Annotated in this window: 20 protein-coding genes and 1 pseudogene; 19 read left to right on the top strand and 2 right to left on the bottom strand. The window is 65.0% G+C overall.

Annotated elements, in window-relative coordinates; all coding sequences use genetic code 11:
* Window positions 1-237: 237 nt before the first annotated feature.
* The 7 genes from dnaX to LFL96_RS10590 all read left to right on the top strand — a co-directional run bounded on the left by dnaX (window position 238) and on the right by LFL96_RS10590 (window position 8752).
* Window positions 238-3066: a DNA polymerase III subunit gamma/tau gene (gene dnaX, locus LFL96_RS10620; RefSeq protein WP_280995213.1), complete on the top strand. Its 2829-nt coding sequence runs from the start codon at window positions 238-240 to the stop codon at window positions 3064-3066.
* A gap of 122 nt (window positions 3067-3188) precedes the next feature.
* Complete coding sequence (locus tag LFL96_RS10615) at window positions 3189-3515, top strand: YbaB/EbfC family nucleoid-associated protein (protein WP_006048866.1); 327 nt, start codon at window positions 3189-3191, stop codon at window positions 3513-3515.
* Between the two features lie 352 nt (window positions 3516-3867).
* On the top strand, window positions 3868-4464 hold the full coding sequence (recR, locus tag LFL96_RS10610) for a recombination mediator RecR (protein WP_280995212.1): 597 nt from the start codon (window positions 3868-3870) through the stop codon (window positions 4462-4464).
* A gap of 108 nt (window positions 4465-4572) precedes the next feature.
* Entirely contained in the window at window positions 4573-5868 is a 1296-nt protein-coding gene (locus tag LFL96_RS10605) for a CaiB/BaiF CoA-transferase family protein (protein ID WP_280995211.1), read from the top strand.
* Between the two features lie 60 nt (window positions 5869-5928).
* Window positions 5929-6969: an ABC transporter substrate-binding protein gene (locus tag LFL96_RS10600; RefSeq protein ID WP_280995210.1), complete on the top strand. Its 1041-nt coding sequence runs from the start codon at window positions 5929-5931 to the stop codon at window positions 6967-6969.
* Between the two features lie 122 nt (window positions 6970-7091).
* A complete protein-coding gene (locus LFL96_RS10595) occupies window positions 7092-7904 on the top strand; it encodes an ABC transporter ATP-binding protein (RefSeq protein WP_280995209.1) in 813 nt (270 codons plus the stop codon).
* 23 nt (window positions 7905-7927) lie between these two features.
* Window positions 7928-8752, top strand: a complete 825-nt coding sequence (locus tag LFL96_RS10590) for an ABC transporter permease (RefSeq protein ID WP_280995208.1) — start codon at window positions 7928-7930, stop codon at window positions 8750-8752.
* Window positions 8753-8965: 213 nt separating this feature from the next.
* On the opposite strand, the gene LFL96_RS10585 is transcribed toward LFL96_RS10590, so the two are convergent.
* A complete protein-coding gene (locus LFL96_RS10585; RefSeq protein ID WP_280995207.1) occupies window positions 8966-9940 on the bottom strand; it encodes an NADPH:quinone oxidoreductase family protein in 975 nt (324 codons plus the stop codon).
* Window positions 9941-10241: 301 nt separating this feature from the next.
* Here LFL96_RS10585 and surE point away from each other — a divergent pair, with 301 nt between their 5' ends.
* The 6 genes from surE to rlmD all read left to right on the top strand — a co-directional run bounded on the left by surE (window position 10242) and on the right by rlmD (window position 16421).
* Window positions 10242-11000 (top strand): 5'/3'-nucleotidase SurE, encoded by a 759-nt coding sequence (gene surE, locus LFL96_RS10580; protein ID WP_280995206.1) that lies wholly within the window; start codon window positions 10242-10244, stop codon window positions 10998-11000.
* Entirely contained in the window at window positions 10997-12073 is a 1077-nt protein-coding gene (locus LFL96_RS10575; RefSeq protein WP_280995205.1) for a protein-L-isoaspartate(D-aspartate) O-methyltransferase, read from the top strand. Before surE ends, LFL96_RS10575 begins: the two co-directional genes overlap by 4 nt.
* Before the next feature lie 5 nt (window positions 12074-12078).
* On the top strand, window positions 12079-13005 hold the full coding sequence (locus LFL96_RS10570; RefSeq protein WP_280995204.1) for a peptidoglycan DD-metalloendopeptidase family protein: 927 nt from the start codon (window positions 12079-12081) through the stop codon (window positions 13003-13005).
* Between the two features lie 11 nt (window positions 13006-13016).
* Window positions 13017-14096, top strand: coding sequence for an RNA polymerase sigma factor RpoS (gene rpoS, locus LFL96_RS10565; RefSeq protein ID WP_280995203.1), 1080 nt, complete (start codon window positions 13017-13019; stop codon window positions 14094-14096).
* Window positions 14097-14101: 5 nt separating this feature from the next.
* A complete protein-coding gene (locus LFL96_RS10560; protein WP_280995202.1) occupies window positions 14102-14878 on the top strand; it encodes a 3'-5' exonuclease in 777 nt (258 codons plus the stop codon).
* Between the two features lie 124 nt (window positions 14879-15002).
* Window positions 15003-16421 (top strand): 23S rRNA (uracil(1939)-C(5))-methyltransferase RlmD, encoded by a 1419-nt coding sequence (rlmD, locus tag LFL96_RS10555; RefSeq protein WP_280995201.1) that lies wholly within the window; start codon window positions 15003-15005, stop codon window positions 16419-16421.
* Window positions 16422-16593: 172 nt separating this feature from the next.
* Here rlmD and LFL96_RS10550 read toward each other — a convergent pair whose 3' ends face one another.
* A complete protein-coding gene (locus LFL96_RS10550) occupies window positions 16594-17454 on the bottom strand; it encodes an outer membrane protein assembly factor BamD (protein WP_280995200.1) in 861 nt (286 codons plus the stop codon).
* Between the two features lie 38 nt (window positions 17455-17492).
* Between LFL96_RS10550 and LFL96_RS10545 the strand changes: the two are divergent.
* The 6 genes and pseudogenes from LFL96_RS10545 to phaR form a co-directional block, all read left to right on the top strand.
* Window positions 17493-18767, top strand: a pseudogene (locus LFL96_RS10545) (RluA family pseudouridine synthase); the annotation flags it as partial.
* 230 nt (window positions 18768-18997) lie between these two features.
* Window positions 18998-19864 carry a peptidoglycan editing factor PgeF gene (gene pgeF, locus LFL96_RS10540; RefSeq protein ID WP_280995199.1) on the top strand — a complete coding sequence of 289 codons (867 nt, stop codon included), beginning with the start codon at window positions 18998-19000 and terminating at the stop codon, window positions 19862-19864.
* A gap of 561 nt (window positions 19865-20425) precedes the next feature.
* The gene (gene phaC, locus LFL96_RS10535; protein ID WP_281000684.1) at window positions 20426-22282 is read left to right on the top strand and encodes a class I poly(R)-hydroxyalkanoic acid synthase; all 1857 of its coding nucleotides are present in this window, start codon (window positions 20426-20428) and stop codon (window positions 22280-22282) included.
* A 150-nt stretch (window positions 22283-22432) separates the two neighbouring features.
* Entirely contained in the window at window positions 22433-23614 is a 1182-nt protein-coding gene (locus LFL96_RS10530) for an acetyl-CoA C-acetyltransferase (protein WP_280995198.1), read from the top strand.
* Between the two features lie 91 nt (window positions 23615-23705).
* Window positions 23706-24446 carry a 3-ketoacyl-ACP reductase gene (locus LFL96_RS10525; protein WP_280995197.1) on the top strand — a complete coding sequence of 247 codons (741 nt, stop codon included), beginning with the start codon at window positions 23706-23708 and terminating at the stop codon, window positions 24444-24446.
* Between the two features lie 134 nt (window positions 24447-24580).
* The gene (phaR, locus tag LFL96_RS10520; protein WP_280995196.1) at window positions 24581-25189 is read left to right on the top strand and encodes a polyhydroxyalkanoate synthesis repressor PhaR; all 609 of its coding nucleotides are present in this window, start codon (window positions 24581-24583) and stop codon (window positions 25187-25189) included.
* Window positions 25190-25260 lie beyond the last annotated feature (71 nt).

Here is a 25260-nt window from a genome sequence, read left to right as displayed (position 1 = left end):
CTGCCTTACCTCAGCTTCAAATCCCATCTCCTGTTTTACCCTGAGTTCGCCTTGAATCGCGCACGCATGTCGTCGTGTTTGCGCGCCTCGCCGCACAGCCTCGCTGTCGTGTGAAGTCGCTTGCTCCGGCTATTTTTTTCTATCGGTTCGTTAGTCCGTTCCAATGGGGCGGTGGTGCGCGTTTGCGTGCCGCTTCGAATCGGTTTTGCGCGGCATTGTTACTGATACAATTTCCGGATGACCTATCAAGTTCTCGCACGCAAATGGCGGCCGAAGGATTTCGCTTCGCTCGTCGGACAGGAGCACGTGGTGCGCGCGCTCACGCACGCGCTCGACGGCGGCCGTCTGCACCATGCCTATCTGTTTACCGGTACGCGCGGTGTCGGCAAAACCACGCTGTCGCGCATCTTCGCCAAGGCGCTGAATTGCGAAACCGGTGTGACCTCCACGCCGTGCGGCGTGTGTCGCGCGTGCCGTGAAATCGACGAGGGACGTTTCGTCGATTATGTCGAGATGGATGCGGCGAGCAACCGCGGCGTCGACGAAATGGCGGCGCTGCTGGAGCGCGCGGTCTATGCGCCGGTCGACGCACGCTTCAAGGTCTACATGATCGACGAAGTGCACATGCTGACCAACCACGCCTTCAATGCGATGCTGAAGACGTTGGAAGAACCGCCCGCGCACGTCAAGTTCATTCTCGCCACCACCGACCCGCAGAAGATTCCGGTCACGGTGCTGTCGCGCTGCCTGCAGTTCAATCTGAAGCAGATGCCGGCCGGTCATATCGTGTCGCATCTCGAACATATCCTCGGCGAAGAGAAGGTGCCGTACGAAGCGCAGGCGCTGCGGCTGCTCGCGCGCGCGGCGGACGGTTCGATGCGCGACGCGCTGTCGCTGACCGACCAGGCCATCGCGTACTCGGCTAATCAGGTCAATGAAGAAGCGGTGCGCGGCATGCTCGGCGCGCTCGATCAAAGCTATCTGATCCGTCTGCTCGACGCGCTCGCGGATGGCGACGGCGCGGCGGTGCTCGCGGTCGCCGACGAGATGGCGCTGCGCAGTCTGTCGTTCTCGACGGCGCTGCAGGATCTGGCGAGCTTGCTGCACCGGGTCGCGTGGGCGCAGTTCGCGCCCTCGTCGGTGCTGGACGAGTGGCCGGAGGCGGGCGACCTGCGCCGTTTCGCGGAGACGCTGAGCGCCGAGCAGGTGCAGTTGTTCTATCAGATCGCGACGATCGGCCGGAGCGAACTGGGGCTCGCGCCCGACGAATACGCCGGCTTCACGATGACGTTGTTGCGCATGCTGGCGTTCGAGCCGGCGCCGACGGGCGGCGGGGGCGGCACGGTGGGTTCGGCGCGCGCGCCGGGGGCCGCGGGTGCGGGTGGAGCGAAGCGTGCCGGCGCGCCGGTCGCTGCCGCACAGCGAGGAGCGGCGGGGGCTTCGGCGCTGGCCGCGCCGGTCGCGAGTCCGGTGGTCCGTGAGACGCCGCAGGTTCGCGGCGATGCCGGAGAAAACCAGCGCGTGGTTTCCGCTGGCGTCGCCGATGCGTCCGCTCGCGATGATGAACGTGCAGCGGTGGTTGCAAACGCGCAGCCCACGCCTCGTCAGGCACCATCTGCCGCTACGGATGCTCAACCGCATGCTATCGATTCGACTCCGGTTTCCGCTCGCGTGGAAGTCGTGGTGGAAACGGCAAGCGCCGCCGGCGAGCCTGGAAGCGGTGCGAGTGAAACGAAATCGGCCGTGATGCAGGCGGTGATCGAGAACGGCGCCGTGGCGGATACAGCTTCCGCGATGCAAACCACGTCCACCGCTACCGCCGAAACAGAAACGGCAACTGAATCAGTCCCCGACGTTCCCGCACAAACGGCCAGTGTCGTCCCCGCGGAAACTGCATCCACTGCAGCCGGCGGGACCGCGCCCGCACCGTTAGCCCCGTGGGAAGACGCGCCTGCCGGATCGGAATCGGTTGCCGGCGAAGCGTCAGCGACATCGAACGAAAGCGCATCGACTACGGCGCACATCGCCGCCATCGCCGGCATCGACGAAGTCAGCAACGAGCAACCCGCATCGCCGCCTACCGCGCCGGCAGCCGCCGCATTCGCGCGCGCGGAAGAGGCGGCGTCGTCGGTTGCGCAGCAGGAGCCGCCAGCACGGCAGACCTCGCCAGTACCGGCAGAAGCCGCGCCACGTCGCGCCGGCGGCGCCAGCGCCGCGCTCGACGTGCTACGCAGCGCGGGCCTGAAAGTGTCCTCGGATCGCGGCCGGTCCGCTGCGGCTGCCGCCGCACCGGCGCCCAAACCCGCCGCGCCGCGCGTCGTCGTGCCTGTGCCGACACCCGGCGCGCCACGCCGCGCGCCGCAGCCGGACGCAGCGTCCGCCGCGCCCGCTGCCCGAACCGCATCGCCGGCGCAGCGCAACAGCGCCGAACCGCAGAACGGCTCGTCGATCCCGCCGTGGGACGACATGCCGCCCGACGACTACATGCCTCTCCCGGCATCGGACGACGGCTACTACGGTCCGCCAGACGACAGCTACATGCCCGTGTTCGACAGCGGTCCGGACGACGTGCGCATGAACGCCGCGCCCGCACCGTCCCCGGCGCCGGTGATCGACAAGCGTCCGCTGCCGCCCGCCGTGCCGCTCGACCCGATCGGCTTCACCGGCGACTGGCCGGCGCTGGCGGTCGATCTGCCGCTCAAGGGCATTTCCTATCAGCTCGCGTTCAACAGCGAGTTGATGGCGCTCGAAGGCAACACACTTAAACTGAACGTGCCGGTGCCGCAATACGCGGAAGCCTCGCAGGTCGCCAAGCTGAAAGCCGCGCTCGCCGAACGACTCGGCCGCACCGTCGATGTGCTGGTCGAAGTCGGCGCCGCGCGCCGCACCGCCGCCGCGCAGGACGCCGCGACGCGCGCGCAACGTCAGCAGGAAGCGGAGCGCGAGATCGGCGCCGATCCGTTCGTGCAATCGCTGATCCGCGAATTCGGCGCGAGCATCGTGCCCGGCTCGATCCGGCCGCTCACGCCGGACGCCGGCCCGGCCGCCGCGCCGCCGGTCCATTGAGATTGCGCGCGAGGCATCGAGTCGCCAGATCACTGATTCGCCGTACCCCACGCCACCGGCCGCCTGATTCGCTGCAACGCGGCCCATTTCCAAATTTCACGCTGTCAAGAAGGAGCATGTCCATGATGAAAGGTCAACTCGCCGGGCTGATGAAACAAGCCCAGCAGATGCAGGAAAACATGAAGAAGATGCAGGAGCAGCTCGCTCAGATCGAAGTCGAGGGCCAGTCGGGCGCCGGTCTCGTGAAGGTGACGATGACCTGCAAGAACGACGTGCGCCGCGTGTCGATCGACCCGAGCCTGCTCGCCGACGACAAGGACATGCTCGAGGATCTCGTCGCCGCTGCATTCAACGACGCCGTGCGCAAAGCCGAAGCCACCGCTCAGGAAAAGATGGGCGGCATGACGTCGGGCCTGCCGTTGCCGCCGGGCTTCAAGCTGCCGTTCTGAGGAAGTGCGCCGCCATCGGGCGGATAAACCCGTTGCTGCGGCGTATGCTGTCGCGGCATGAAGCAGGCAACGCGCGGGACGTGCGAGCGCGCTGAGCGATCAATCGAGCGATCAATCGAGCGATCAAACGTTTGAAGTGCTCGACAGCGCGTAAGCGCCCGAAGCCGATGCGCCAGGGCGCGGCTCGGTGCCCGCCCGGCGCGTTCCCGCAACAACAGAACGGGCCTGAGTTCGTCGTTCGAGGCGCGTCGTCAAGACGTAGCGCGCGTCTCGCGCGGCGAACCCACACCGCCATGGTAGAAACCGCATCGCGATCCGCCCAGCCGGGCCATCCACTTCGACGCCGATCCGCATGAAACAACCCTCCGCCTTGTCGGCGCTCGTCGAAGCGCTGCGCGCGCTGCCCGGCGTCGGGCCGAAGTCCGCGCAACGCATGGCCTATCACCTGATGCAGCACGACCGCGACGGCGCCGAAAAGCTCGGCCGCTCGCTGCTGTTCGCGACCGAGCATCTGCAGCATTGCGAAAAGTGCAACACGTTCACCGAGGCGCAGATCTGCGAGGTCTGCCTCGATGAAGAGCGTGATCCCACGCTGCTGTGCGTCGTCGAGACGCCGGCCGACCAGATCATGCTCGAACAGACCCTCACGTACCGTGGCCTGTATTTCGTGCTGATGGGGCGGCTCAGTCCGCTCGACGGCGTGGGCCCGAAGGAAATTCATTTCGACCGGCTGGTGAAGCGCGCGTCGGACGGCATCGTCAAGGAAGTCGTGCTCGCCACCAATTTCACCAACGAAGGCGAAGCCACCGCGCATTACCTTGGGCAGACGCTCAAGGCGCGCGGTCTGTCGGTCACGCGGCTCGCGCGCGGCGTGCCGGTGGGCGGCGAACTCGAATATGTCGACGCCGGTACGATCGCCCGCGCGATGCTGGATCGTCGAACGATGTAACGCGGTGGCCGCGTTGCGCGGGTAGCGTAGGCGTTGGATTCATCGCGTATCGATCGCATCCCCCGTGCGCATCGGCCTGCGTCGTCAGATACAGAATTCAGGAGACACATGAGCGCTACTTCCGATTCAGGCGCGCGCGCCGCGTCCGGGAACCCGCAAGATCAGCACAACCCGCACGCCGCGCAAGACCCAACCGCCCCCCAGGCGCCAGCCGGCCCGCTCGCCGGCGTCAAGGTACTGGAACTCGGCACGCTGATCGCTGGCCCGTTCGCCGCGCGCTTTCTCGGCGAGTTCGGCGCCGAAGTCATCAAGATCGAAGACCCCAAGGGCGGCGACCCGCTGCGCAAATGGCGCAAGCTGTATCCGGAAGTCGGCGGCACCTCGCTGTGGTGGGCCGTGCAGGCGCGCAATAAAAAGTCCATCACGATCAATCTGAAGGCCGAAGAGGGCAAGGAAATCGTGCGGCGTCTCGCGAAAGAGGCGGATATCGTCGTCGAGAATTTCCGGCCGGGTTTGCTGGAGAAGCTTGGGCTCGGTTACGACGTGCTGTCCGCCGAGAACCCCGGACTCGTGATGGTGCGTCTGTCCGGCTACGGCCAGACCGGCCCGTATCGCGACCGGCCCGGTTTCGGCGCGATCGCCGAGTCGATGGGCGGTCTGCGCCACATCACCGGGTATCCCGATTTGCCGCCGCCGCGCATCGGCATTTCGATCGGCGATTCGATCGCCGCGCTGCACGGTGTGATCGGCGCATTGATGGCGCTGCATCACAAGCAGGTGAACGGCGGCAAAGGGCAGGTGGTCGACGTCGCGCTGTACGAAGCCGTCTTCAACATGATGGAAAGCGTGGTGCCCGAGTACGGCGTGTATGGGATGGTGCGCGAGCGCACCGGCGCATCGCTGCCGGGCATCGTGCCGTCGAACACGTATCCGTGCCGCGACGGCAGCATCGTGATCGGCGGCAATAGCGATCCGATCTTCAAGCGCCTGATGGTGGCGATCGAACGCGAGGATCTCGCCGACGATCCGGGTCTCGCGCACAACGACGGACGCGTGCCGCGCACCCAGGAAATCGACGGCGCGATCGCCGCGTGGCTCGCCAGCCGCACCATCGACGAAGCGCTCGCCGTGCTGAACGCGGCCGACGTGCCGGTCGGGCGCATCTATAGCGTCGCGGATATGTTCACCGATCCGCAGTTCATGGCGCGCCAGATGATCCAGCGTTTCAAGTGGCAGGACGGCCAGGAAATCACGCTGCCGGCGGTCACGCCGAAGCTCTCCGACACGCCCGGCGAAACGCGCTGGCTTGGCCCCGAACTGGGTGAACATACCGATGAAGTCCTGCAAACGCTAGGTTATGATGCAGACGAAATCGCACGGTTGCATGCGCAACAGATCGTCTGAACACGCGCATCGCGAATAGAAGAAAAAGACCGGACAACAAAAAGTTTGGAGACGAAGACCATGCAGCGCAGATCCTTCCTCGCCGGTACCGCCGCCGCGCTCGCGGGCGCCTCGCTCGGCGTGACGCCGTCGGCGTTCGCGCAGGGCAAGCCTGAGACCTCGAAAGTGGCGATCGCGGTCGGCGGCAAGAACCTGTTCTATTACTTGCCGCTCACCATTGCCGAGCGCCGCAACTATTTCAAGGACGAAGGGCTCGACGTCGAAATCTCCGACTTCGCGGGCGGCTCGCAGGCGCTGAAGGCGGCCGTGGGCGGCAGCGCGGACGTGGTGTCCGGCGCGTTCGAGCACACGTTGCTGTTGCAGGCGCAGAAGCAGATGTTCCGCGAGTTCGTGCTGCAGGGCCGCGCGCCGCAGATCGTGCTGGCCGTGTCGAAGAAGGCGATACCGAACTACCGGTCGATCGCCGATCTGAAGGGCAAGAAAATCGGCGTGACCGCGCCGGGTTCGTCGACCTCGATCATGGCGAGCTTCGTGCTGGCCAAGGCCGGCTTGACCGCGAAGGACGTCGCGTTCATCGGCGTGGGAGCGGGCGCGGGTGCGATCGCCGCGTTGCAGTCGGGGCAGATCGACGCGATCGCCAATCTCGACCCGGTGATGACGCGGCTCGAACGCAGCGGCGACATTGTCATCGTGTCGGATACGCGCACGCTGGCCGATACGCGCAGCGTGTTCGGCGGCGACATGCCGGCGGGCTGCCTGTACGCGTCGCAAAGCTTCATCACGAAGAATCCGAACACCACGCAGGCGCTGACCAACGCGATGGTGCGCGCGCTCAAATGGCTGCAGACGGCGACCGGCAGCGAACTGATCAACACGGTGCCGGAAGGGTATCTGCTTGGCGACCGCGCGGTCTATCTGGATGCGTGGCAGCACGTGAAGCAGGCGCTGTCGCCCGATGGGCTGATGCCTGCCGACGGTCCGGCGACGTCGCTGAAAACCTTGCAGGCGTTCGACCCGGCGGTGCAGGGCAAACCGATCGATCTGTCGAAGACGTGGACCAACGACTTCGTGAAGAAGGCGCTGGCGACGGTCAAGGCGTAAAACGCCCCGGCGCGGCTGCGGCCGCGCACGCCACTTACGCCTCCTACGCCTCTCATGCCGCTCGCCCCGCTCGCGCCGCCCACCAGATCCGAGCATCCGATTCCCATCCAACGAGCCGAACGATGACCGTTGCCGCCCTGGCGCTCGAGAACATCACCTGCACGTTCGCTGCGCGCGAGAACCGCGCGCAGCGCTACACCGCCGTCAAGGACACCACGTTGCGCATCGCGCCGGGCGAATTCGTCTCGGTGGTCGGGCCGACCGGCTGCGGCAAATCCACCTTGCTGAACGTCGGCGCGGGCTTGCTGGCACCGTCGGCGGGCACGGTCAGCGTGTTCGGCGAACCGCTCAAGGGCATCAACCGGCGCGCCGGCTACATGTTCCAGGCGGACGCGCTGATGCCGTGGCGTTCGGCCATCGACAACGTGATGGCCGGCCTCGCGTTTCACGGCGTGCCGGCGGCCGAAGCCCGCGTCAAGGCGGACGCATGGCTGAAGCGCGTCGGCCTCGGCGGATTCGGCGACCGCTATCCGCACCAGTTGTCGGGCGGCATGCGCAAGCGCGTCGCGATGGCGCAGACGCTGATTCTCGATCCCGACATCATCCTGATGGACGAGCCGTTTTCCGCGCTGGATATCCAGACGCGTCAGCTGATGGAAAACGAATTGCTCGACCTGTGGGCCGCCAAACGCAAGGCGGTGCTCTTCATCACGCACGATCTCGACGAAGCGATCGCGATGTCGGATCGCGTGGTGGTGCTGTCGGCGGGGCCGGGCACGCATCCGATCGGCGAGTTCGCGATCGATCTGCCGCGGCCGCGCGACGTCGCTGAAATCCGTGCGCATCCACGCTTCGTCGAATTGCATGCGCAGATCTGGAGCGTGCTGCGCGATGAAGTACTGAAGGGGTACCAGCAGCAATTGAGCGCCGTTTAAAGGCAAACAAGGCGAACCAAGTCATGTGGAAGACGTTGCGCCCGAACCGGGCGAATCTGGTGATCTGGCAATGGCTGCTGCTGGTGCTGTGCTTCGTGCTCTGGTACGTGCTGACCAGCCCGACGCTGCTGCCGCCGTTCTATTTCGACGACCCGAACAAGGCGGCGTTTTTCTTCGGCGAGCCGCAGAAGGTGCTGCAACGGATCTGGGAGTGGTTCACCGGCGGCGAGATCTATCTGCATCTGTGGATCACGCTGGTCGAGACGGTGCTCGCCTTCGCGGTCGGCACCGCGCTCGGTCTGGGCATCGGACTCTGGCTGGCGCTGTCGCCGCTCGCGAGCGCGCTGTTCGACCCTTACATCAAGGCCGCCAACTCGATGCCGCGCGTGATCCTCGCGCCGATCTTCGGCGTGTGGTTCGGACTGGGCATCTGGTCGAAGGTGGCGCTCGGCGTCACGCTGGTGTTTTTTATCGTGTTCTTCAACGTGTATCAGGGCGTGAAGGAAGTCAGCCCGGTGGTGCTCGCCAACGCGCGCATGCTCGGCGCGAACCGCAAGCAGTTACTGCGCGCCGTGTATCTGCCGAGCGCGATGAGCTGGGTGTTTTCCAGCCTGCATACGTCGGTGGGACTGGCGTTCGTCGGGTCGGTGGTGGGCGAGTATCTGGGCTCGGCGCGCGGCGTCGGGTATCTGATTCTGCAAGCCGAAGGCACTTTCGATATCAATACGGTGTTCGCCGGCATTCTGGTGCTGACTGCGTTCGCGCTGATTCTGGATGCGATCGTCGGCATCGGCGAACGGCATCTGATGAAATGGCAACCGAAGTCCGGCGATACGGAAAAACTGTAGGCGCGACGAAAGCGATGTGCGACGAAAAACGGCGCGCGGTGTGAAGACCGCGCGCCGTTTTTTGTCGCTCGATATGTATTGCGGTTGCGTCGTGTTCTGTCGCGTGGTTGTCGCGCGGTTGCCGTGTGCTTGTCGCGTAGTCAGCATGCGTTTGCCGCGCGAGTCGAGTGCGACGAGCCAATCGCAACAGGCCGATCCCACTGCACCACCAAGCTACGGCGTCACCACCACCTTCCCGATCACGCGCCGCTCGGCCATGTCGCGCAGCGCGCGGCCGGTGTCCTCCAGCGCATAACGCGCCGACACGTAGGGCTTGAGCTTGCCTTCGCCGATCCACTGCGTCATCTGCTGGAACGCGGCGTGATTGCGCTGCGGCTCGCGCTTCGCAAAGTCGCCCCAGAACACGCCGACCAGGCTCGCGCCCTTGAGCAGCGTCAGATTCAGCGGCAGCTTCGGAATCTCGCCGTTGGCAAAGCCGACCACCAGATAGCGCCCGCGCCAGCCGATGCTGCGAAACGCCGGCTCCGCATACACGCCGCCGACCGGGTCGTAGATCACGTCCGGCCCCTTGCCGTCGGTCAGCGCCTTGATGCGCTCGCGCAGATCTTCGGTCGCGTAGTTGATCGTCGCGTCCGCGCCATGCTTCACGCAGACCGCGAGCTTTTCGTCGCTCGATGCCGCCGCGATCACCCGCGCGCCCAGTGCCTTGCCGATCTCGACCGCGGCGAGACCGACGCCGCCGGCCGCGCCGAGCACGAGCATCGTTTCGCCGGCCTGCAGCGCGCCGCGATCCACCACCGCGTGATGCGAGGTGCCGTACGCGAGCGTGAAGGCCGCGGCCACGTCGAACGGCACGCCGTCGGCGAGCGGCACGCACGCGGCGGCCGGCGCCAGCGCCTGCTCGGCGAAGCCGCCCTGGCCCGTGAACGCGACCACGCGCGCGCCGGGCTGAAACTGGCTGACGCCTTCGCCGGCCGCGCGCACCACGCCGGCGACTTCCGAGCCGGGCGTGAACGGCAACGGCGGTTTGAACTGGTACTTGTTCTCGATGATCAGCACGTCGGGAAAATTGACGGCGGCGGCCTTGACGTCGATCACCACGTGGCCGGGCGGCGCCTCGAGGTCCGCGAGGTTGTCGACGACCAGGCTCTCCGGCGGGCCGTATTGATTGCAGCGAATCGCGCGCATCGTGTCTCCGTATCGATGAGGGGCTTGTGGCGTTGAGCTTTCCTGCTGTTGCCGTGCGTGATCTGTCGAATCGCTTTTCAGGCGATCCGCCGGGGCTGTATCCATCGCGCTCAGGCAAGCGGATCGAGTGTAAAACAATCCGTACGACCGTGCGTTTTCATCGTCGCGCGCATGCGTCGGCGGCGTTCGAAACCGGCGCCGCGCGTGAGGCCCGTCCACGTGCCGCGACGTGCGCGCATGCCATGCGAAAGCGGCTGGTGCTGTCGTTCGCGCGCCATCTTTCCTCGGTTACAATCGCCGCATGCGAATCCTACTCAGCAACGACGACGGTTACCTGGCGCCGGGCCTTGCCGCGCTTTACGAAGCGCTCAAGCCGATCGCGGATGTCACCGTGATGGCGCCCGAACAGAACTGCAGCGGCGCGTCGAACTCCCTGACGCTGTCGCGGCCGCTGTCGGTCCTGCGCTCGGCGAACGGTTTCTACTACCTGAACGGCACGCCCACCGACTCGGTGCACATCGCGCTGACCGGCATGCTCGACCATACGCCCGATCTCGTGGTCTCGGGCATCAACAACGGTCAGAACATGGGCGAGGACACGCTGTATTCGGGCACGGTCGCCGCCGCCACCGAGGGCATCATGTTCGGCGTGCCGGCCATCGCCTTTTCGCTGGTCGACAAGGACTGGGTGCATCTCGACGACGCGGTGCGCGTCGCCGCCGAGATCGTCGCGCATTATCTCGAGCAGCCGTTGCCCGGCCATCCGCTCCTGAACGTCAACATTCCGAATCTGCCGTACGGGCAACTCAAGAGCTGGCAGATCACGCGTCTCGGCAAGCGGCATCCGTCGCAGCCGGTGATCCGCCAGACCAACCCGCGCGGCGAGCCGATCTACTGGATCGGCCCGTCGGGCAGCGCGCGCGACGCGAGCGAGGGTACGGACTTCCACGCCGTCGCCAATGGCCACGTGTCGATCACACCGTTGCAGCTCGACCTGACTCACACGCAGATGCTGCCCGCGGCTCGCGACTGGCTGCGCGCCGGCAGCGGTCATTCATGACCAGCGAGCGCGCCAAGCGCTTTCCGCTCGGCCTCGAGGACCTGGTGCGCGAACCGCGCCGTCCCGAGGGGCGTCCGGGCGAAGTCCGCGCGGCGGCGCTGGCCGCGAGCGCGGCGTTGAATGCGCGTCAGCCGTCGTCGGCCAAGCCGGGCGGCAAACCATCCGTCAAGCCGTCGACGGCCGGCGCCGGCAGTGCGCCCGGCGCGCCCGGTAAAGCGCCGGCGAAGCCGCAGGTCCGCGCTCACGCCAAGCCCCAGGCCATCACGCCGCCCAAACCTGTTGCCGCGCCGTCGGCGAAACCGGTCGCGTCGGCGACGGCTACCCGTGTTGCGCTGCAACCGTCGCCGTCCGCAAAACCGGCGGCGCGCGCGAGCGAGCGTGCCGGGACGCTGAACGTCGCGCCGAACGTCGCATTGAACGGCGCCCTCGCATTGACCTCGGAACGGGTTCGCGAACGGATGGTCGAACGCCTGCGTGCGAACGGCGTGACCGATCAGCGCGTGTTGAACGCGATGTCGGTGGTGCCGCGCCACATGTTCGTCGACCCGGGCCTCGCCGCCCAGGCCTATGAAGATGCCGCGCTTCCCATCGGTCATCACCAGACGATCTCGAAGCCTTCGGTCGTCGCGCGGATGATCGAACTGGCGGCGGCCGGCCGCGCGTTGAACACGGTGCTCGAAATCGGCACGGGCTGCGGCTACCAGGCCGCGGTGCTGAGCCAGGTCGCGCGCGAGGTGTATTCGATCGAACGCATCAAGCCGCTGTCCGAACGCGCGAAGACAAACTTGCGTCCGCTGCGCATTCCGAACATCCGTCTGCATTACGGCGATGGGCGGCTCGGCTTGCCGGCGGCGGCGCCGTTCGACGCGATCGTGATCGCGGCGGCCGGCCTCGACGTACCGCAGGCTCTGCTTGAACAACTCGCGATTGGCGGCCGCCTGGTCGCGCCGGTCGGCTCGCAGGAAGGTCAGAACCAGGTGCTGACTCTGGTCGAGCGGCTCGGACCCGCGCAATGGCGCGAGTCGCGGCTTGATCGCGTTTTCTTTGTACCCTTAAAATCCGGAGTGATTTGACACCGATGAGTATGTTGCGCGCCATGCAAAGAACCAGCCTGAATGTCCCGATGACCGTCACCCAGCGTAGCGTGTGCGTGCTCGCCCTGTCCCTGTTGATGACGGCCTGCGCGACGCGGCTCGATCAGGCGCCTGTCGTCGATCGTTCCGGCGGCGGCGTGCTCGGCACGCCGGCAACCGCCGCGCAGCCGGTGCCGCTCGGTCCGCCGCCGCCCGGTTATTACCGTGTGAAGCCGGGCGACACGCTGTATCGCATCGCGCTCGAAAACGGCCAGAACTATCGCGATATTTCGGCGTGGAACAATCTGACCAACCCGAACCAGATCGAAGTCGATCAACTGCTGCGCGTGGTGCCGCCGGGTGCGAACACTGCGGCGCTGACGCCGGGCGTATCGACCGCGCCGATCGGCAACGGTGGTGCGGTGCAAAGCGCGCCGCTCGGCAGCACGCCGCCGGTCGCGGGTGCGGCGGCGGGCGTGGCGACGCCGCCGGTCTACGGCGCGGGTGCGAACAATGCGGCGGTCGCGCCGCCGGTCGCCGGCAGCGATTCGGGCGCGGCGGCCAGCAACGTGAGCTTCGCGTGGCCGGTGCGCGGCCCGCTGCTCGGCACCTTCAACGACTCGACCAACAAGGGCGTCAATATTGGCGGCGCGTCGGGCGACCCGGTGAAGGCGTCGGCGGACGGCCGGGTGGTTTATGCCGGAAATGGGCTGCGTGGTTACGGCAATCTCATTATCATCAAGCATGATGCAACTTATCTCACGGCGTATGCACACAACCGTGCTTTGATGGTAAAAGAGGGTGACGCGGTGACCAAGGGGCAGAAAATCGCTGAGATGGGCAATAGCGATTCCGACCGTGTGATGTTGCATTTCGAAGTTCGCCGGCAGGGCAAACCTGTCGACCCACTGAAGTATTTGCCGCCGCAATAAGCGATACGACCATGCCGAAATCGAAGCGCCGCCCGTCGCAAGCCGAGTCTGAGAAGATCAGCCAAGCTGGATCCGCTTCGGTGGACGATAGCGGCGCTTCGGAAGTCGAAGAGGAAGTCGTCGAGGAACGCGAACTCGACGATCGCCAGGGTGGCGCGGAAGAGGGCGATGCTCGCGAAGGCGCGAGCGAAGCCGCGCCGGACGCCGACGATTTCCGCGCACTGCTGCAAGCCGAGCTGACGGCCGACACCATTCAGCATTACCTGAACCGCATTAGCGTCAAGCCGCTGCTCACCGTCGAGGAAGAGCAGAAATACTCGCGTCTTGCGAAGGCCGGCGAGTTCGAAGCGCGGCAGGTGATGATCGAGCGCAATTTGCGGCTCGTGGTCAGCATCGCCAAGGGCTATCTGAATCGCGGCGTGCCGTTGCTCGATCTGATCGAGGAAGGCAATCTCGGCCTGATGCACGCGATCGAGAAATTCGATCCCACGCGCGGCTTCCGTTTCTCGACATATGCCACGTGGTGGATCCGTCAAAGCATCGAGCGCGCGATCATGAACCAGGCGCGCACGGTGCGTCTGCCGGTTCACGTGATTCGTGAACTCAATCAGGTGCTGCGCGCGAAACGCCATCTGGAAAAGAATTCGATGAACTCCGGCGAAGCGGCTGAACGCCGCGATGCCAGCATCGACGACATCGCCTATCTGACCGGCAAGACGACCGACGAAGTCACCGATATCCTCGCGCTGAACGAGCACACCGCCTCGCTGGATGCGCCGCTCGATCTCGATCCGGCGAGCAGTCTGCTCGATCTGCTGTCGGACGACCAGAGTCAGTCGCCGGACGCCGAAGTGCAGCATCGCGAACTCGAAACGTTGACGCGCGCCTGGCTCGCGCGGCTGTCGGACAAGCATCGGCATGTGATCGAGCGTCGCTTCGGCCTCAATCACATCGAACCCGCCACGCTCGAAGAGCTGGCTGACGAAATGGGCCTCACGCGCGAGCGTGTGCGCCAGATCCAACAGGAAGCGCTGGTGCGGCTGAAGCGCTTCTTCGCCTCCAACGGTGTTCGCAAGGACGCCGTTCTATAACACCGATGACACCGATTCTTGTTTTCGACATCGAGACGATTCCCGATGTCGCCGGCATTCGCCGCCTCGAAGATCTACCCGCCACGCTGACCGACGCCGAAGTCGCCGAGCACGCGTTCGCCGCGCGCCGCGAGAAGACCGGCGGCGATTTCCTGCCGCACCATCTGCAACGTGTCGCGGCCATTTCCTGCGTGTTTCGCGACAACAACGGCTTCCGGGTGCGCTCGCTCGGCACGCCGGAAGACGGCGAGGCCGCGCTGGTGCAGTCCTTCTATCGCGTGATCGAGAAGTACACGCCGCAACTCGTGTCGTGGAACGGCGGCGGCTTCGACCTGCCGGTGCTGAACTACCGGGCGCTCGTCAACGGCATTCCGGCGTATCGATTCTGGGATCTCGGCGAAGACGACCGCGAGTTCAAGTGGAACAACTACATCAGCCGCTATCACGCGCGCCATACCGATCTGATGGACGTGCTCGCGATGTATCAGGCGCGCGCCAATGCGCCGCTCGACGCGCTCGCGAAGATGTGCGGCTTTCCCGGCAAGATGGGCATGGACGGCAGCCAGGTATGGCATGCGTATCAGGAAGGGCGGATCGAGGAAATCCGTAATTACTGCGAGACCGACGTCGTCAACACGTACCTGCTGTATTGCCGCTTCCAGCTGATTCGCGGCGCGTTTTCGGCGCAGGAATACGCCGATGAGATCAACCTGGTGAAGAACGCGCTCGCGCAGGAAACCGCGCCCCAGTGGGCCGAGTATCTGGCGGCGTTCGAGCAGTAGCGGTTTCGTTCGTTCCGCGGCTGGCCGCGCGTTTCCCGCATCGACCCACGTCCCGGAATCGCTGGCGCGGCCCGCGCTTCGTCTACAATCTCGCCTTTCCCCCAAGTTTGTCAGGAAGTCGCAGGTGTCCCGAACTGCCCCCCATCGTCGCTCGCCGAAGCGCCAGAAGACGCCGCCGCCGGCGCCCGCACTCGTCGTCACCGGCCATGAGCCGATTATCGAAATCGTGTCGCTCGACATGGAAGCGCGCGGCGTCGGCCGTACCGAGAGTGAGGACGGCACGCCGGGCAAGGTGATCTTCGTCGAAGGTGCATTGCCCGGCGAGCGCGTCAGCTATTCGACGCATCGCAGCAAACCGAAATACGAGCAGGCCGAAGTGGTCCAGGTGTTCCGCGAAAGCGTGATCCGCACCAAGCCGAAATGCGCGCATTTCGATATCTGCGGCGGTTGTTCGATGCAGCATCTGGACGTGCGCGCCCAGGTCGCGGTGAAACAGCGCGTGCTCGAGGACAATCTGCAGCATCTCGCGAAGCTGCGTCCGGAGACGGTGTTCCGGCCGATCCACGGACCGTCGTGGGGCTACCGTTATCGCGCCCGTCTGGCCGTGCGGTATCTGCCGGAAAAGGGCGGCATGCGCATCGGCTTCCATGAGAAGAAGAGCAGCTACATCGCGGATATGAAAACCTGCGAGGTCTTGCCGCCGCACGTGTCGGCCATGCTGATGCCGCTGCGCTTCATGGTCCGCAAGCTGTCGATTCACGACCGCATGCCGCAGATCGAACTGGCGGTCGGTTCGTCCGTCACGGCGCTGGTGCTGCGCAATCTCGAGCCGATCACCGAGGCCGACGAGCAGGTGCTGCGCGACTTCGCCGATCAGCACAAGGTGCAGTGGTGGCTGCAGCCGGGTGGCCCCGATACGGTGACGCCGTTTTACCCGCTTGATCAGCAGCTCGACTACACGCTGCCGGAATACGACATCCGCATGCCGTTCAAGCCGACCGATTTCACCCAGGTGAATCACGCGATCAACCGCGTGCTGGTCAGCCGCGCGCTGCGGCTGCTGGCGCCGGCGCGGACCGACCGGGTGCTGGATCTGTTCTGCGGGATCGGCAATTTCACGCTGCCGCTCGCGCGGATTTCGCGGGAAGTGGTGGGGATCGAAGGCAGCGAGGTGCTGACTTCGCGCGCGCTTGCCAATGCCGAATTGAACGGCGTGGCGGCGCACACGTCGTTCGCGTGCCGCAACCTGTTCGAAGTCACCGCCGACGACCTCCGCGCGCTCGGCCACTTTGACAAGTTCCTGATCGATCCGCCGCGCGAAGGCGCGCTCGCCGTCGCCAAGGCGCTCGCGGAGATCGCGCAAAGCGGTAACGGGCCGTTGCCTAAGCGTATCGTCTACGTGTCCTGCGCGCCGGCGACGCTCGCGCGCGATGCCGGTCTGCTGGTGCACGAGGCCGGCTACCGGCTGGTTGGCGCGGGCGTGGTGAACATGTTCCCGCATACATCGCACGTGGAGTCGATTGCCTTGTTCGAGCGGGATTGAGTTTGCTCGATTGAATCGATCCGGACGGGGTGGTTGACCGCCTCGCACAAACAAAAACGCCACGATTGTGAAATCGTGGCGTTTTTGTTTTGAACCCTGAACGTCAGCGTGGTCGGCTTAACGCTCAGGTCGGGTTCAGGGCAGATTCAGCTCAGCTTCAGTGGATCGCGGCTTAGAATTGCCACCACGACTTTTCCTTGCCCGGACGCGCGTGACCCGTGATGTATGGGCTGTCCGGGAAGGTGCCGGCCAGCACGCGCTTGGTGTCGTCGGCCAGTTGCGGCTGGTTCAGCTTCTGGTACGACAGCATCATGATGTGCAGCGCGTCTTCGATTGCCGGTGCGTTCTTGTATTGCGTCAGCGCCAGCTGCGCGCGGTTGATCGCGGCGACATACGCGCCACGGCGATAGTAATAATCCGCCGCGTGGACTTCGTGCGACGCCAGTGCGTTCACGATGTAGCGCATGCGTTGCGCGGCGTCCGGTGCGTACTTGCTGTTCGGATACTTGTCGACCACCACCTTGAACGCGTCATACGACTCGCGCAGCGACTTCGGATCGCGCTCGCTCATGTCCTGGCCGGAGAAGCGGCCGAACAGACCGAGGTCGTCGTTGAAGTGGATCATGCCCTTCAGGTAGTACGCGTAAGCGATGTCCGGATGATCCGGGTGCAGCTGGATGAAGCGGTCGATCGCCTGGTCGGCGGCGGCGTTCTCGTTGTCTTTCCAGTTGCAGTAAGCGACGTTGATCTGTGCCTGTTGCGCGAAGTGGCCGAACGGGTCGCGGCCTTCGAGCAGTTCGAAGTATTTCGCGCACTTGCCGAAGTCACCACCGGTCAAGGCATCGTTCGCCTCCGTATATAATTTGTTGTTGTTCCACGTTGCCGTTTCGTCGGTCTTTTCCGGCAGGCCGTGGCAAGCCGCGACAACGGCGACGGCCGCGGCACACGCAAAGTATCCGGCCACTTTCCGGGCCGCCTTCTTGATGGCCGCCAAATTGATCGCCGCTTTAGTGATGGTGTTCAAGGCTCGCATTTTCCAGTCTAGCTTTACGTCCAGGTGACCCAGACTCAATGACCCGCTCAAATACTCCAGGTACCGCTACCGGTGCCGGGAATAGCAACGAAGATTATAGCGTAAGCGCCGACCCCTCCGACGCGTTGGGCGTCGATTCCCTAGACGACGATCTCGGCGCCGACGCGCTCGCCGCCGTCGACCCGCAAAGCCTTGTGCCGACGGTCGCGAACCGGGTGACCGACGAGACCCCGCGTAACATTGTCGTGCCCGACGAACTGGCCGGCGAACGGCTCGACAAGGTGCTGGCGAGGGTATTTCCCGAGTTCTCGCGCAACCGCCTGCAAAGCTGGATCGAGGCGCAGCGCGTGCGCATCGACGGCAAGCCGGCAAAGATCCGCCAGCCGGTGCCGCTCGGCGCGAGCATCGAACTCGTGCCGGATCTGCTGCCCGAACAACTCGCGTTTACGCCCGAACCGGTGCCGCTCGAGATCGTCTACGAGGACGACACGCTGGTGGTGATCAACAAGCCCGCCGGCATGGTCGTGCATCCGGCGGCCGGCAACTGGAGCGGCACGGTGCTCAACGGGTTGCTCTACCGCTACGGCGAGGCCGCCGCGGGACTGCCGCGCGCGGGCATCGTGCATCGGCTGGACAAGGAGACGTCCGGGCTGATGGTGGTGGCGCGCACGCTCGAGGCGCAGACCGATCTGGTGCGCCAGTTGCAGGCGCGCACGGTGAAGCGCCGCTATCTCGCGCTGGTGTGGGGCAACATGCCCGAGGAAGGCACGATCGACGCGCCGATCGGCCGCGATCCGCGCGAACGTACCCGCATGGCGGTGGTGACGGGCGCGTCGGGCAAACCGGCGCGCACGCATTTCCGCCGAGTCGAGACGACGATCTGGGAACGTCAGCCGGTGACGGCGATCACCTGCGATCTGGAAACCGGCCGCACGCATCAGATTCGCGTGCATTGCGCGCATACCGGGCATCCGCTGCTCGGCGATCCGGTGTATGGGCGCGCGCGCGGCAAGCGTTCGGTCACGCCGCTGCCTGGGGGCTTCGCGCGTCAGGCGCTGCATGCCTGGCGGCTCGGCCTGGTCCATCCCCGCACCGGCCGCACGATGAACTGGCGCGCCGATGTGCCGGAAGACATGGAGGCGCTGTCGGCGGCGCTCGGTCTCGGCCGCGATGACGCGGGCGAGTTCGACGAGACGTACTACGAGGAAGACGATTACGAGGCGTCGCTCGATGAGGACGAGGGTGCGGACGTGGGCGAAGACGGCGCATCCGGGCACGACGACGGGCACGACGAGCACGACGAGCACGACGAAGAAGGGCAAGACGAAGAAGGGCACGACGAAGCCGGCGTCGAAGAAGGCGATGACGAAGCGGCCGACGAAGTCGACCACGACGAAGCGAATCCCGCTGACGATGCAGCCGCCGGGAACGACACCGCGACCGACACCGTTCGCGACACCGCTCGCGACAATGCCGATCCCGCCGCGCCCAAACCCAAAGCCCCGCGCAAAACAACCCGCCGCTCCGCCAGGGACGATCGCGCATGAACCTGCCCGACCTGAGCATCGCTGACGTCGTGCAACCCGCGTGGAACGTCTCGCCGCGCGTGCGCGCCCTCGTCACCACCCGCGACGGCGGCGTCAGCCTGCCGCCGTTCGGCCGCTGGCGCGACGATGCCGACTTGCCTGGTGGCCTCAACCTCGGCATGAAAGCCGGCGACGATCCGGCCGCGGTCGCCGCCAATCGCGCACGACTGCTGAACGTCGCCGGCGTCGAGGAAGCCGCGTGGCTCGAACAGATTCACGGCGCGGGCATCGTGCGTGCCGAGGACGTGCTGGCGCAATTGCACGCGACCGGCGCGCCCACGAGCGCCGACGCGAGCATCGCCGATCGTCCCGGTGTCGTCTGCGTGGTGATGGTCGCCGATTGCATGCCGGTGCTGTTCTGCGATGCGGCGGGCCGCGCGGTCGGCGCGGCGCATGCTGGATGGCGCGGGCTGGCGGCAGGCATCGTCGAACGCACCGCGCAGCGGGTTGCTGGGCTCGCAGGTGTCGAGCCGTGCGAATTGCATGCGTACCTCGGCCCGTCGATCGGTCCGACGGCATTCGAAGTCGGTGCAGACGTGCGTGACGCCTTCATGAACGACGCAGGCAACGTGGACGACGCACAACGCGACGCGACGGCGCGCGCCTTCGTGGGCCATCCGGACAACGAGGGCAAATATCTCGCCGATCTGCCGGCACTCGCGCGCCTGCGTTTGCAGCGTCTCGGCGTGACGCGCGTGACCGGCGGCGATCTCTGCACGGTCACCTTGCGCGAGCGTTTTTATTCGTATCGACGCGATCGCGAGACCGGACGCATGGCCGCGCTGATCTGGATCGACGACCGCGCGCAGACCATCGCGGATTGAGTTGCGCGTACCGGTGCCGGCCGGCGATTCGTATCGACGTAACAGCCGCGCGATGCATTCCCGGCACTTCCCCTATGCGGGTTTATTCGGAGGCGCGGCAGGCTGTTTTGCTGCGCTGCCAGAATTTTGTGCGATAGCGCAAATCCACCGCGAAAAGCGTTCTTGAGCGAATGGATAAACGCAGATAAACCTATGCTGGATGAGCGCTTTTTTTCGCTCATCCAGCGCTCGCCGATTCATGCCGCAAAAGCGCGATCTGCTACACAGGGAAAACGATAATTAAAAAACTATCGCACTGCGGCAAAATCGGGAACAAGCATTGACATGCCTTGGGATGGGGAGCAAGAATGTTCCTCACGGCTCCTCGTACAGGGACAGGGCGTGACGAGGTCGCGAGCAATCGCCCACTTGCGCACGAACCTGCCTCTCAACCCGTCCGCAAGGACTTACCGGTCAAAAGCAGGCATGGCAGCATCTCATTCCTCAGCTTCCCCCAGCACGGACTCCGCCAAGGAGCAGACGCAGCAGGCCGGTACGAGCGGTGCAACGCCGGCCGCTGGCATGCAGCAATTTTTCGACGTGTGGATGAATGCATGGCGTTCGCTCGGCACGCCGCCGGGCGCCAGCGGCGCACCGTTCACCATGCCGCAGATGCCTCCCCAGATGTTCAACATGCCAGGTATGCCGCCGGTGGGCATGCCGTCCATGGCCGGCTTCGGTTTGCCGCAGATGCCGTCGTTCCCCGGCATGCCCGATTTCAGCAAGCTGGCCGCCGGCGCCATGCCGTCGCTGCCGTCGTTTGCCGGTCTGAATATTCCCAGCGCCGCGATTCCCGCCGACCGCCTGCAGAAACTGCAGGCCGATTATTCGCGCGAGGCATTGGAGCTGATCCAGCAGGCCAGCTCGTCGGCCGTCAAGGCGCCCGAACTCAAGGATCGCCGCTTCAGCGCGGAAGCCTGGAGCGCCGCGCCGGCCTATGCGTTTACGGCCGCCTGGTATCTGCTGAACGCGCGCTATCTGCAGGAAATGGTCGACGCGCTCGACACCGAGCCGAAGGTGCGCGAGCGCGTGCGCTTCGCCGTCCAGCAATGGACCGCGGCGGCCTCGCCGAGCAACTTCTTCGCATTGAATCCGGAAGCGCAGAAAACCCTGCTGGACAGCAAGGGCGAGAGCCTGCGGCAGGGTGTGATGAATCTGCTCGGCGATCTGCAGCGCGGCAAGATCTCGCAAACCGACGAGTCGCGTTTCGTGGTCGGCGAAAATCTCGCGAATACCGAAGGCTCGGTCGTCTTCGAAAACGAGCTGATGCAGCTCATTCAGTACAAGCCGCGAACCGCCACCGTGCGCGAACGGCCGTTGCTGATCGTGCCGCCTTGCATCAACAAGTTCTACATCCTCGATCTGCAACCCGAGAATTCGCTGGTCGCGCACGGGCTCGATTCGGGTCATCAGGTGTTCCTGATTTCGTGGCGCAATGCGGATCAATCGATCGCGCACAAGACCTGGGACGACTACATCGGCGACGGCGTGCTTGCGGCCATCGAGACCGTCGGCAAGATCAGCGGGCGCGAGCAGATCAACACGCTCGGCTTCTGCGTCGGCGGTACGATGCTCGCCACCGCGCTGGCCGTGGCCGCGGCGCGCGGCGAACATCCGGCCGCGTCGATGACGCTGCTCACCGCGATGCTCGACTTCACCGACACCGGTGTGCTCGACGTGTTCGTCGACGAGGCGCACGTGCAGATGCGCGAGCAGACCATCGGCGGCAAGAATGGCGCGCCGGGACTGATGCGCGGCATCGAGTTCGCCAACACGTTCTCGTTCCTGCGGCCGAACGATCTGGTGTGGAACTACGTCGTCGACAATTACCTCAAGGGACGCACGCCGGTGCCGTTCGATCTGCTGTACTGGAACAGCGATTCGACCAGCCTGCCGGGACCGATGTACGTCTGGTATCTGCGCAATACGTATCTTGAGAACCGTCTGCGCGAACCGAACGCGTTGACCGTGTGCGGCGAGCCGATCGATCTGTCGAAGATCGACGTGCCGACCTTCATCTACGGTTCACGCGAAGACCATATCGTGCCGTGGCAAACCGCGTACGCGTCCGTGCCGCTGCTGACCGGGCCGCTGAAGTTCGTGCTCGGCGCATCGGGACACATCGCGGGCGTGATCAATCCGCCTGCCAAGAAGAAGCGCAATTTCTGGACGCTGGAGGGTGACCCGAAAACGCTGCCGGAAACCGCGGACGACTGGTTCGACGCTGCGGTCGAAGTACCCGGCAGCTGGTGGCCCGAATGGACCACGTGGCTCGACCAGTACAGCGGCAAGAAGGTCAAGCCGCGCGCGGCGGCCGGCTCGGACGACTTCCCGGTGATCGAACCGGCGCCGGGCCGTTACGTGCGGCAACGGGAGTAGGTCGGCACGCGCTGGAAAGCGCGGTGTCGTGCGAAGCGAATGCGCGTCGGGAGCAGGCGATGCGCGTGGAAACTGCGGGTTTGGGCAACGAGATTTTTTTAACTTGACGGGCTGCGGCGTAGTTGGCCGGCTTGCCCGGAGGATAAGCAAATGACTGATGTTGTGATCGTATCGGCCGCCCGTACGGCAGTTGGCAAATTCGGTGGATCGCTGTCGAAGGTTCCGGCGCCCGAGCTTGGCGCCACGGTGATCAAGGCGGTGCTGGAGCGGGCCGGTCTGAAGCCCGAACAGGTGAGCGAAGTGATTCTGGGTCAGGTGCTGACCGCGGGGTCGGGCCAGAATCCGGCGCGTCAGGCGGTGATCAAGGCCGGCCTGCCCAATGCCGTGCCCGGCATGACGATCAACGTGGTGTGCGGCTCGGGTCTGAAATCGGTGATGCTGGCGGCCAACGCGATCATCGCGGGCGATGCCGACATCGTGATCGCCGGCGGTCAGGAAAACATGAGCGCCGCGCCGCACGTGCTGCCGGGTTCGCGCGACGGTTTCCGCATGGGCGACGCGAAGCTGGTCGACTCGATGATCGTCGACGGCTTGTGGGACGTCTACAACCAGTACCACATGGGCGTGACGGCGGAAAACGTCGCGAAGGAATACGGCATTACGCGCGAGCAGCAGGACGCGTTCGCGGCGCTGTCGCAGAACAAGGCGGAAGCCGCGCAGAAGGCCGGCCGTTTCGACGACGAAATCGTGCCGGTCGAGATCCCGCAGCGCAAGGGCGAGCCGCTGCGTTTCGCCACCGACGAATTCGTGCGTCATGGCGTGTCGGCGGAATCGCTGGCGGGTCTGAAGCCCGCCTTCTCGAAGGAAGGCTCGGTCACGGCGGCCAACGCGTCGGGTCTGAACGACGGCGCGGCGGCGGTGCTGGTGATGTCGGCGAAGAAGGCCGAAGCGCTCGGTCTGAAGCCGCTCGCGCGCATCAAGGCTTACGCGACCTCGGGTCTGGATCCGAAGGTGATGGGCATGGGCCCGGTGCCGGCTTCGCGCCGCTGTCTCGAACGCGCGGGCTGGACGCCGGCCGATCTGGACCTGATGGAAATCAACGAGGCATTCGCCGCGCAAGCCTGCGCCGTCAATCAGCAGATGGGCTGGGACACGTCGAAGATCAACGTGAACGGCGGCGCGATCGCGATCGGCCATCCGATCGGCGCGTCCGGCTGCCGGATTCTCGTCACGCTGCTGCACGAAATGCAGAAGCGCGATGCGAAGAAGGGGCTGGCGTCGCTGTGTATCGGCGGTGGCATGGGCGTGGCGCTGGCGGTCGAGCGCGATTGAGCGCGATCGACGATAGGCGGTCACCGATCAGTATCAGGCGAGGAAAGAGGCTGCCGGCCGGCGCCTCGAAAACGATAACGGAGTGTAGTGTATGACACAGCGAATTGCGTACGTAACGGGCGGCATGGGTGGCATCGGCACGAGCATTTGCCAGCGGCTGCACAAGGAAGGTCTCAAGGTGGTCGCGGGCTGCGGCCCGAATTCGCCGCGCCGCGTGAAGTGGCTCGAGGAGCAGAAGGCGCTCGGCTACGACTTCGTCGCGTCCGAGGGCAACGTCGGCGACTGGGAATCGACCAAGGCCGCTTTCGACAAGGTCAAGGCGGAAGTCGGCGAGATCGACATTCTGGTGAACAACGCCGGCATCACGCGCGACGTCGTGTTCCGCAAGATGACGCACGAAGACTGGACCGCGGTGATCGACACCAACCTGACGAGCCTCTTCAACGTCACCAAGCAGGTGATCGACGGCATGGTGGAGCGGGGCTTCGGCCGCATCATCAATATCTCGTCGGTGAACGGTCAGAAGGGCCAGTTCGGCCAGACCAACTACTCCACCGCGAAGGCCGGCATTCACGGCTTCACGATGGCGTTGGCGCAGGAAGTGGCCACCAAGGGCGTGACGGTCAACACCGTGTCGCCGGGCTACATCGGCACCGACATGGTCAAGTCGATCCGTCCGGACGTGCTGGAGAAAATCGTCGCGACGATTCCGGTGCGCCGTCTGGGTCAGCCGCAGGAAATCGGTTCGATCGTCGCGTGGCTCGCTTCGGAAGAATCGGGCTTCTCCACGGGCGCTGATTTCTCGCTGAACGGTGGTTTGCATATGGGCTGAGTCACCGGCGCGCCGCTCACAAGGCGGCGCGCCATGACTCGGATGGTTCCGGCGGCGTCCCGATTGCGCAACCGCCCGATTGCGCAGCCGGCATCACGCCGTTTCCGCGCTCAACTCGCGCTCAAAGGCGTTACATGACTACTACTACAAAGAAAACAGCCGAACGACTGATCAAGAAATACCCGAATCGTCGGCTCTACGATACCGAGACAAGCACGTACATCACGCTGACCGACGTCAAGCAGCTCGTGCTGGATCAGGAGGATTTCAAGGTCATCGATGCGAAGAGCAACGAGGATCTGACGCGCGCCATTCTGTTGCAGATCATTCTCGAAGAGGAGAGCGGCGGCTTGCCGATGTTCTCGTCGTCGATGCTGTCGCAGATCATCCGTTTCTACGGTCATGCGATGCAAGGCATGATGGGCACGTATCTGGAGAAGAACATTCAGGCCTTCATCGACATTCAGGCGAAGCTCGCCGACCAGTCGAAGAATCTCTATGAAGGCAAGGCGATGAACCCGGAAGTCTGGTCGCAGTTCATGAACATGCAGGCGCCGATGATGCAGGGCATGATGACCAGCTACATCGAGCAGTCGAAGAACATGTTCGTGCAGATGCAGGAGCAGATGCAGAACCAGGCGAAGTCGATGTTCGCGACGTTCCCGTTTACGCCGGGCGGCGCGGTCAATGCCGGCACGCCGCCGGGAAGTCCGCAGGGTAATCCGGAGCCGGAGAAGAAGTAGGGCGGTGATGGGCGTCGGCGGGGCGGTGCCGCGGTTTTTCCGGTGTTGGGTCTGGGCCGGGGAGCCGTGAT

It is taken from the genome of Paraburkholderia sp. D15, assembly GCF_029910215.1.
Classification (GTDB): domain Bacteria; phylum Pseudomonadota; class Gammaproteobacteria; order Burkholderiales; family Burkholderiaceae; genus Paraburkholderia.
Note: the sequence above shows the minus strand (reverse complement) of the source record. Positions and strands in the feature narration are given on the sequence as shown.

Bases quoted from the DNA above. Each gene is read 5' to 3' on its own strand.
- LFL96_RS10560 (WP_280995202.1), top strand. From the start codon at position 14,102: ATGACACCGATTCTTGTTTTCGACATCGAGACGATTCCCGATGTCGCC.
- LFL96_RS10585 (WP_280995207.1), bottom strand. From the start codon at position 9,940: ATGCGCGCGATTCGCTGCAATCAATACGGCCCGCCGGAGAGCCTGGTC.
- LFL96_RS10525 (WP_280995197.1), top strand. From the start codon at position 23,706: ATGACACAGCGAATTGCGTACGTAACGGGCGGCATGGGTGGCATCGGC.
- LFL96_RS10530 (WP_280995198.1), top strand. From the start codon at position 22,433: ATGACTGATGTTGTGATCGTATCGGCCGCCCGTACGGCAGTTGGCAAA.
- rpoS (WP_280995203.1), top strand. From the start codon at position 13,017: ATGCCGAAATCGAAGCGCCGCCCGTCGCAAGCCGAGTCTGAGAAGATC.
- LFL96_RS10595 (WP_280995209.1), top strand. From the start codon at position 7,092: ATGACCGTTGCCGCCCTGGCGCTCGAGAACATCACCTGCACGTTCGCT.
- surE (WP_280995206.1), top strand. From the start codon at position 10,242: ATGCGAATCCTACTCAGCAACGACGACGGTTACCTGGCGCCGGGCCTT.
- phaC (WP_281000684.1), top strand. From the start codon at position 20,426: ATGCAGCAATTTTTCGACGTGTGGATGAATGCATGGCGTTCGCTCGGC.
- LFL96_RS10605 (WP_280995211.1), top strand. From the start codon at position 4,573: ATGAGCGCTACTTCCGATTCAGGCGCGCGCGCCGCGTCCGGGAACCCG.
- LFL96_RS10570 (WP_280995204.1), top strand. From the start codon at position 12,079: ATGAGTATGTTGCGCGCCATGCAAAGAACCAGCCTGAATGTCCCGATG.
- pgeF (WP_280995199.1), top strand. From the start codon at position 18,998: ATGAACCTGCCCGACCTGAGCATCGCTGACGTCGTGCAACCCGCGTGG.
- LFL96_RS10550 (WP_280995200.1), bottom strand. From the start codon at position 17,454: ATGCGAGCCTTGAACACCATCACTAAAGCGGCGATCAATTTGGCGGCC.
- LFL96_RS10600 (WP_280995210.1), top strand. From the start codon at position 5,929: ATGCAGCGCAGATCCTTCCTCGCCGGTACCGCCGCCGCGCTCGCGGGC.
- LFL96_RS10590 (WP_280995208.1), top strand. From the start codon at position 7,928: ATGTGGAAGACGTTGCGCCCGAACCGGGCGAATCTGGTGATCTGGCAA.
- LFL96_RS10615 (WP_006048866.1), top strand. From the start codon at position 3,189: ATGATGAAAGGTCAACTCGCCGGGCTGATGAAACAAGCCCAGCAGATG.
- phaR (WP_280995196.1), top strand. From the start codon at position 24,581: ATGACTACTACTACAAAGAAAACAGCCGAACGACTGATCAAGAAATAC.
- dnaX (WP_280995213.1), top strand. From the start codon at position 238: ATGACCTATCAAGTTCTCGCACGCAAATGGCGGCCGAAGGATTTCGCT.
- recR (WP_280995212.1), top strand. From the start codon at position 3,868: ATGAAACAACCCTCCGCCTTGTCGGCGCTCGTCGAAGCGCTGCGCGCG.
- LFL96_RS10575 (WP_280995205.1), top strand. From the start codon at position 10,997: ATGACCAGCGAGCGCGCCAAGCGCTTTCCGCTCGGCCTCGAGGACCTG.